The organism is Pseudoalteromonas sp. S16_S37 (assembly GCF_014694405.1).
GTDB lineage: Bacteria > Pseudomonadota > Gammaproteobacteria > Enterobacterales > Alteromonadaceae > Pseudoalteromonas.
The window spans coordinates 1-8,577 of record NZ_JAAUWV010000094.1 but is presented as its reverse complement, the minus strand read 5'-3'; the positions used below and the strand labels follow the sequence as shown (position 1 = coordinate 8,577).

General features: G+C 40.3%; 5 protein-coding genes. 2 read left to right on the top strand and 3 right to left on the bottom strand.

The annotated features are described in order from the left end of the window. Positions 1-193: 193 nt before the first annotated feature. Positions 194-1,003 carry a posphoenolpyruvate synthetase regulatory kinase/phosphorylase PpsR gene (ppsR, locus tag HC733_RS21270; RefSeq protein WP_190366988.1) on the bottom strand — a complete coding sequence of 270 codons (810 nt, stop codon included), beginning with the start codon at positions 1,001-1,003 and terminating at the stop codon, positions 194-196. 143 nt (positions 1,004-1,146) lie between these two features. Here ppsR and ppsA point away from each other — a divergent pair, with 143 nt between their 5' ends. Further along, positions 1,147-3,522, top strand: a complete 2,376-nt coding sequence (gene ppsA, locus HC733_RS21265; RefSeq protein WP_190366987.1) for a phosphoenolpyruvate synthase — start codon at positions 1,147-1,149, stop codon at positions 3,520-3,522. A gap of 42 nt (positions 3,523-3,564) precedes the next feature. Here the strand turns inward: ppsA and HC733_RS21260 are convergent, their stop codons facing one another. After that, on the bottom strand, positions 3,565-3,768 hold the full coding sequence (locus HC733_RS21260) for a PGPGW domain-containing protein (protein ID WP_190366986.1): 204 nt from the start codon (positions 3,766-3,768) through the stop codon (positions 3,565-3,567). 147 nt (positions 3,769-3,915) lie between these two features. On the opposite strand from HC733_RS21260, the gene ydiJ reads away from it, so the two are divergent. Next, positions 3,916-6,963: a D-2-hydroxyglutarate dehydrogenase YdiJ gene (ydiJ, locus tag HC733_RS21255; protein ID WP_190366985.1), complete on the top strand. Its 3,048-nt coding sequence runs from the start codon at positions 3,916-3,918 to the stop codon at positions 6,961-6,963. Positions 6,964-7,014: 51 nt separating this feature from the next. On the opposite strand, the gene HC733_RS21250 is transcribed toward ydiJ, so the two are convergent. Further along, entirely contained in the window at positions 7,015-8,226 is a 1,212-nt protein-coding gene (locus HC733_RS21250) for a tyrosine-type recombinase/integrase (protein ID WP_190366984.1), read from the bottom strand. Between the last annotated feature and the right edge of the window lie 351 nt (positions 8,227-8,577).

Sequence of the window (8,577 nt, the reverse complement as noted above, 5' to 3'; positions counted from 1 at the left end):
CTGCGAATATCACCTAACTTTGCTTGAGAAAAAGTTTCTGATGCCCATTTCTCTGAACTTGCTGAAAACACCGTAACTGACCTTATCGTTATATCAAAACAGATCAGATCAAGATTAATCAGCTAAGTTCAAAAAAAATCCCCCGATTTTCATCGAGGGACTTGTGTATGAAAGACAGGCAATCGCGGCCTTTTTAATATTTTCTTCTTTTTAGCCCAGTCTCAGAGATAATCTTCGCAGATATTTCTTCCACTGAATGACATGTCGAATTCAGATATGGCGTGTTATGGCGCTTAAATAGCATTTCAACCTCACGCACCTCTATCCTGCATTGTCGTAACGATGCATACTTAGAATTTGCCATTCGTCCTTCTCTGATAGCAGCGAGCCTTTCAGGGTTGATGGTTAAGCCAAACAATTTATTTTTATAAGGTAATAAACAGCGAGGGTAATTGCCCTTTTCCAAATCGTCCTCGGTCATAGGGTAGTTCGCTGCTTTAATTCCATATTGTAGCGCTAAATATAGACTTGTCGGTGTTTTACCACAGCGACTCACACCAACCAGTATGATATCAGCTTGCTCATAGTCTTTAATATTCGCGCCGTCATCATTTGCAAGTGCGTAATTCACAGCCTCGATACGAAAGTCATAGCTAGCTTCATGAATTGAATGAGTGCGATGGATTTTAGGTACCGGATCGACATTTAGCTCTTTTTTAACTACCTTGCTAGCAAGTGCTAAAAAATCATAACAAACACCTTGAGAGGACAAGATAATGTCTGATAGTTCAGGGTTTACAAACGTGAAAAACACCAGCGGCTTTTCTCCACAGTTCTGTGCCGTTAAATCTATTAGAGCTTTGATTTCTTGCGCTTTTTGAACGGTTTCAACAAATGGAATCGTTTGGTGGTTAAACTCCACAGGAAACATCGACAGCGTTGCATGACCAAATACTTCTGACGTAATTGCGGTCCCGTCCGAGATATAAAATGCGGTTCTCATGATAACCTTATTATTTCAAATTAACTGAATTTGCCCCAACGCGGTTTACGTAGGCGTACTTACCAGTGTAGAATGCCCTTGACCTCAATAAAAGGTCAAACAATCTCTCACATTTATTACAATTTGTTTTTGGAGACAGTTCCGTGCAAGACTACGTTCTCTGGTATCAAGAGTTAGGTATGCAAGACGTGCCTCGAGTTGGTGGTAAAAATGCCTCACTTGGGGAAATGATATCTAATTTATCAAACGCTGGTGTACAAGTTCCGGGAGGATTCGCAACAACAGCCGAAGCCTTCAATGAATTCCTAGACCAATCTGGTCTCAACGAAAAGATCCACACCATACTAGATACCCTTGATGTCGATGACGTCAACACCCTCGCCAAGGTAGGCGCCGATATAAGACAATGGATTATCGATACACCATTTCAGCCTGCCCTAGATAAAGCAATTCGCGACGCTTACAACACACTTCACGGTGACACTAATTCAGACGTTTCTTTTGCGGTTCGTTCCTCTGCTACAGCAGAAGATATGCCGGATGCATCTTTTGCAGGTCAACAAGAAACTTTCTTAAATGTACGTGGCATCGACGCGGTAATGGTTGCTATAAAGCATGTATTCGCTTCGCTATTTAACGACCGTGCTATTTCATACCGTGTCCACCAAGGTTATGATCACCGTGGTGTTGCATTATCAGCTGGTGTGCAACGTATGGTTCGCTCAGACAAAGCATCGTCAGGCGTTATGTTTAGTATCGATACTGAGTCAGGTTTTGAAGACGTAGTTTTTGTAACATCAAGCTATGGTCTTGGTGAGATGGTTGTTCAAGGCGCAGTAAACCCTGACGAATTCTATGTACATAAACCAACGCTTGCTAAAGGTCTACCTGCTGTAGTACGCCGCAACATTGGCTCAAAAGCAATCCAAATGATTTATTCAAATGATGAATCGCACGGTAAGCAAGTTGAGATTGTTGATATGGACCCAGCAAAGTCTGCGCAATTCTCAATTACTGACGCAGAAGTTCAAGAGTTAGCTAAGCAAGCAGTTATCATCGAAAAACACTATGGCCGTCCTATGGACATCGAGTGGGCTAAAGATGGTAATGACGGTAAATTGTACATCGTACAAGCACGACCAGAAACGGTTCGCTCTAACGAAGATGCGAATGTAATGGAGCGTTTCCAACTTAAAGCGCAATCTAATGTTATTGCTGAAGGCCGTGCAATCGGTCATAAGATTGGTCGCGGTGTTGTTCGTGTACTCAATTCAATCGACGAGATGGATAAAGTACAACAAGGCGACGTTCTTGTTACTGATATGACTGACCCAGACTGGGAACCTATCATGAAACGTGCTGCAGCTATCGTAACAAACCGTGGCGGCCGTACATGTCATGCTGCAATTATTGCACGTGAACTTGGTATTCCTGCGGTTGTGGGTTGTGGCAATGCAACAGATCTTATTGCAAATAATCAAAGCGTTACTGTTTCTTGTGCCGAAGGTGACACAGGTTATATTTACGAGGGTGAACTTGATTACGAAGTGATCTCTTCACGCGTAGATGAAATGCCTGATCTTCCTATGAAGATTATGATGAACGTTGGTAACCCAGATAGAGCATTCGATTTTGCCCGATTACCACATGCCGGTATTGGTCTAGCGCGTTTAGAGTTTATCATTAACCGTATGATTGGTGTTCACCCTAAAGCGTTAATCAACTTTGACTCTCAACCTGCTGATTTACAAGCAGAGATTAAAGATATCATAGCAGGTTATGAATCTCCGGTTGAGTTTTACATCGCTAAGCTTGTAGAAGGTATTGCAACGCTTGGTTGTGCATTTGCACCAGAGCGTGTGATTGTTCGTATGTCTGACTTTAAGTCTAACGAATATGCAAACCTAGTTGGCGGTCAGCAATATGAGCCGGAAGAAGAAAACCCAATGATTGGTTTCCGTGGTGCATCTCGCTACATTTCTGAAGACTTCCGTGAATGCTTTGCGCTAGAGTGTGAAGCTATCAAGCGTGTAAGAAATGGCATGGGTTTAACTAACGTTGAAATCATGATCCCATTTGTTCGTACTTTGGAAGAAGCCGCAAAGGTTATTGAGCTACTTGAACAGCATGGCCTTAAACGTGGCGAGAACGGTTTAAAAGTAATTATGATGTGCGAATTGCCGTCAAATGCATTGTTAGCCGATGAGTTTTTAGAATATTTTGATGGATTCTCAATCGGGTCTAATGATTTGACTCAGCTTACGCTTGGTCTTGACCGCGACTCGGGCTTAATTGCACATTTATTTGATGAACGTAACCCTGCTATCAAGAAGTTACTTTCTATGGCAATTCAAACAGCCAAAGCAAAAGGTAAGTATGTTGGTATTTGTGGCCAAGGCCCATCAGACCACGAAGACTTTGCTGCTTGGTTAGTAGAGCAGGGCATTGATTCAGTATCACTCAACCCTGACACTGTACTAGAAACTTGGTTATATCTAGCTGATAAGCTTAAACATTAAACTCAGTTGATAGTGTAGAAGCCGACTTTTTTAGTCGGCTTTTTATTTTACGCCGTCTAGTCGATAGCAGGCTTTTTTAAATATCTTTTGTACTTTTCTTAAAAGGTCACGCGCCTTTGGATAATACATTGAAAAACACACCAACGCCGCTAACAAAAATAAGATTGAAGGTCCCGGAACAATCGCAAAAACGAGGGCCAACAACACAAACAAAGCGCCTAAAGCTAAAATTAGAAATTTTTTCATCAACCTACTCCATAAAATTGCTATTTCACAACTATAGGGCATTTGATGTGTAGAAGTTGCGTAAATATGTAACAAAGATTAAATTTCTCAATTTTTTAAATCTTTCTACATGATACAATACTGACAAAGCAATAAATTATTACCGTCATGATTGCCAATATAAGTCAGCAAGATACAGCCAACGAACTACTTAACGACTATCTAGATACGATAAAGCAAGCCGGTTTTTCAGGTGATACCGATACTAGCTATGCGACACGTTTAGTTAACGCCACTGATAACAGCATTTATCAAAATGTACCACAAGCGGTTATATTCCCTAAAAATAATAAAGATATTCAAACGGCGTTACAGTGCGCAGCACAAGACCCATTTTTATCACTCACTTTTGGCCCACGAGGTGGTGGCACTGGTACAAATGGCCAATCATTAACGCCTGGGATAGTCATCGATTTATCTCGTTACATGCGAGAAATAATTGAAATTAATGTAGAAGAAAAGTGGGTGAGAGTGCAAGCTGGTGTGATAAAAGATCAGCTCAACGACTTTTTAAAACCCTATGGCTTCTTTTTTTCTCCTGATTTATCAACAAGTAACCGTGCTACTATAGGCGGTATGATAAATACCGATGCTTCTGGTCAGGGGTCATTGGTATACGGAAAGACCAGCGATCATGTATTAGGACTTACAACTTATTTAGTGGATGGTACTGAATTAAGTACCAGCAAAATTGCAACAGATAAAGCCCATCTAATTGCGCAGCAAGATAATCGCACCGCGCAAATTTATAAGCAAGTACTGGCATCTTGTGAGCAAAATAGGGAGCTGATTTTAGAAAAGTTTCCACGTCTAAATCGTTTCCTAACTGGATATGACCTCGAAAACGTCTTTGATGACACGCTAGAACACTTTGACTTATCTAGAATTATTACCGGTTCAGAGGGGTCATTGGGTGTAGTGGCTGAAGCCAAACTCAACATAACGCCAATTGCGCCTTATAAAACACTGATCAATATCAAGTACGATAGCTTTGACTCGGCACTTCGTAACTCGCCATTTTTAGTGCAGGCACAGGCAACTTCTGTTGAGACCGTTGACAGCAAAGTGCTCAATCTCGCTCGAGAAGACATCATTTGGCACTCAGTATCGGACTTAATTACAGATGTTCCAGGTATTGAAATGCAAGGCCTAAATATGGTCGAGTTCAATGGCGAAACTTCAGACGAAATGGATGATAAAATCAATGCGCTCTGTGAAAAGCTAGATGAACTGATTAGAAACAAGCAAGCGGGCGTTATTGGATATCAGCTAACTAATAACAAAGATGACATCCTAAAAATTTATGCCATGCGCAAAAAGTCAGTTGGCTTGTTAGGCAACACAAAAGGCAAGCAAAAACCTCTTGCATTTGCAGAAGACACCGCAGTACCACCTGAAAATCTAGCAGATTTTATCGTTGAGTTTAGACAACTGCTCGATTCTCACGGCCTTCATTATGGTATGTTTGGCCATGTTGATGCTGGTGTTTTACATGTTCGTCCAGCTTTGGATATGTGTGATCCAGAGCAAGAGCAGTTACTTAGACAAATATCAGATAAAGTTGTAGCGCTCACCGCAAAATATGGTGGCTTAATGTGGGGCGAACACGGAAAAGGTTACCGTAGTGAATATGGGCCTGAGTTTTTTGGCGATCAGTTATTCACCGAGCTTCGCAAAATAAAAGCTGTTTTCGATAAAGATAACAGATTGAACCCTGGCAAAATATGTACACCAATTGAAAGTGAAGACTCACTTGTAAGTGTTGATGACCAAAAGCGATCTTGGTTTGATAAGCGTATTAACGTAGCAGTACGTGATAGTTTTGAAAACGCGATGAACTGTAATGGTAATGGACTTTGCTTTAACTATGATGAAGCATCACCTATGTGTCCATCTTATAAAGTAACAAAGGATCGCCGCCATTCTCCTAAAGGTCGAGCGAGTTTGATCCGTGAGTGGCTAAGGCTACAAGAAGGAGCGGGTACAGACTTGCTTGCCGCTGAAAAACAGCTTATCCAAAAAGAAAATAACGTGACTTGGTGGGAGCGCTTTAGGCACACTCAAGCAAAACGTAAAGGCACGTACGATTTTAATCATGAAGTTAAAGAATCGATGGATGAATGTTTGGCCTGTAAAGCCTGTACCACTGCATGCCCTATTAAAGTAGACGTGCCAAGTTTTCGTTCGCGCTTTTTGAACTTTTATCACAGCAGATATAATCGTCCGTTAAAAGACTATTTGGTAGCAAATGTAGAAACAATGGCGCCTCTGCTGTCAAAATTTGCGTCTTTTGTTAATCCTGTCATGGCCAACAAATTTGTCTCAGACGTAATTAAAAAGATATTTGGCTATGTTGATACGCCACAGCTAAGCGTGCCAAGCTTGCAAGCAAGGCTAAAATCAGAATTTGATTTTGACCAAAGCAAGCTCGATAAAATGATAGATGACGAAAGGGCCAACTGTGTTTTCATCGTGCAAGATCCATTCACTAGTTATTATGAAGCCGAACTTGTTGCCTCACTGGTTGATGTGATTCAATCGCTGGGGAAAAGTCCGATACTGTTACCTTTTGTACCAAATGGCAAGGCTCAGCACGTAAAAGGTTTTTTAAAAGAGTTCGCGAAGACAGCAAAACACGCAACGGCATTTTTATCTAATCTGGCTGATTACAATATACCTATGATAGGTGTAGACGCTTCTCTAGTTATGGTTTACAGAGATGAATATAAACAAATTTTGAATAACAATGAGTTAGGCTTTCATGTCGAACTTGCTCACGAATGGTTGAAAGACCAGGACTGGTCAAAAGTCGTATTGAACGTAAGACCAGGTGAAGAATATACCTTACTTGCTCATTGTACCGAAACGACTGCTCTACCAAATACGGCAAACGTTTGGAAAACGATTTTTTCTCAACTTGGCCTCAAACTAAAAACACCAGCAACGGGTTGTTGTGGTATGGCGGGTACATATGGACACGAAATTCAAAACCAGGAAAACTCGCGTACACTTTATGATATGTCTTGGAAAAAACATGTCGATGCAACTGAACAAGAAAAGTTACTGGCAACAGGTTTTTCATGCAGAAGCCAAGTTAAACGCTATGAAAATAAAAAGCCTATGCACCCAATAGAGTTTATTGCTCGCTCTATCTAAGTATGTGAAAAAAGGCCCTAAAGAATTAAAACAAGGGCCTTTTTAACATAATCATAATTTGCGCTTCGAACCAGACCTGGCTCGGTCTTTTATATTTGTTTGAATATAAATTTGGTCGGTTGTAGCAATTTTTGCGTGGCCCAAATCTTCAGACAAATGTTTTAATGGACGATGCTGTGCATCATGGGTAGCACCGGTGTGACGCAACCAATGTGCAGTGGCCGCTTTTAATTGTTCAGCCTCATCATTAAATCCGTCTTTATTTAAAGATTCTATTGCTAAATCAAAGCTTTGTTGAACTATTCTGCGTATTTGCCTAACATTCATACCACCTTTTCCACGCAGTTTATGAATAATAGGGTAGGGTTCATCAACTCTGGGTAAAGGAGATAATCCGCGATATGTCCGATACCGCTTTAAATAATCTACAAAGTCTTCGCTAAGCGTAACATCGCGAAGTTTATTACCTTTGCCCATTATACGTAAATACCAAAAACCATCTGGGTCTTGCCAAAAATGACTCATGACCGGTGACCATTGCTGTCGCTCTGATAATTCTGAAATTCGCAAATACAGACCCTTTAAACATGCTAGTGTAAAAAGGTTTCTTTCAAGTTCAGGGTGTTCAGAGCATTTGTCTTTTGTTACGCCTAAAACATATTCCCATTGTAAGTTACTTAACGTATCAGGCAATTTGATCTGTGATTCGACAACAAGATAAGGGCTATTTTTCTTTACAACCGGAACGAAATTGGTGGTGGTCTTTTCTTCTAGAATGGCAAATTTATAAAACACATTTAACGCAGTAAACATCGCAGCTAGCGTTTGTTGGCTAACTGCTTGCTCTTTGTTAGCAAAAGGACGCCAGTTTTTATTAACGACTCGAACACCTTGGTTTTCTTTAAAGCGCCACTGAACAGAATCGGCGCACCAGGCGTGCTCAGGTTGCACCATGAAATCTACGTATGCTTCAATATCATCTCGTTTCAAATCGAACACAGATAACTGGCGAATAGTCCAAGCCCACAAGTGAAATCTTTCCAATTCATTTCTAAAACGATTAAAAGTAGCTTCTGACTTTCGACCATAAACATAAAGGAACTGGTATAAAAAACCTAGATCCGATAAAGCTTGCGGTATAGATTTAGTTACTTTCGATAAATAGACATCGAGCTCAGGATATTCCTGGGGTAGGGTGGCATCTTCTAAATGCGCAATTTGATAACGGAGCTGCTTAAATGTATCAACCAGTGGTACTAGCATGGTTCGTTAAGTCCGATACTATTATGTGATAACAGTAGTATAAAGATTTGAGAAATATTTACAAACCAAATTTCCCTTGCGATGCATGTTGTAATTAATATAGGCAATGACACATTCAAGTCATGTTATATAAAACAACCTTAAAATTATTATATATATAAAATACAACACCAATTAAAAATAATTATAAATAAAACCTCTTATGGCGAAATGTTAAGTGTTGTAAATATTATTAATTAGTCGACACTGAAAATCACTTAATGCATTGATCTTCTTGATGATCTAAACGATCTTACTATCCTCATTTTGCAACGTTTGTTTTCTCACCCCTCAAAACCTTGCAAAATGGAG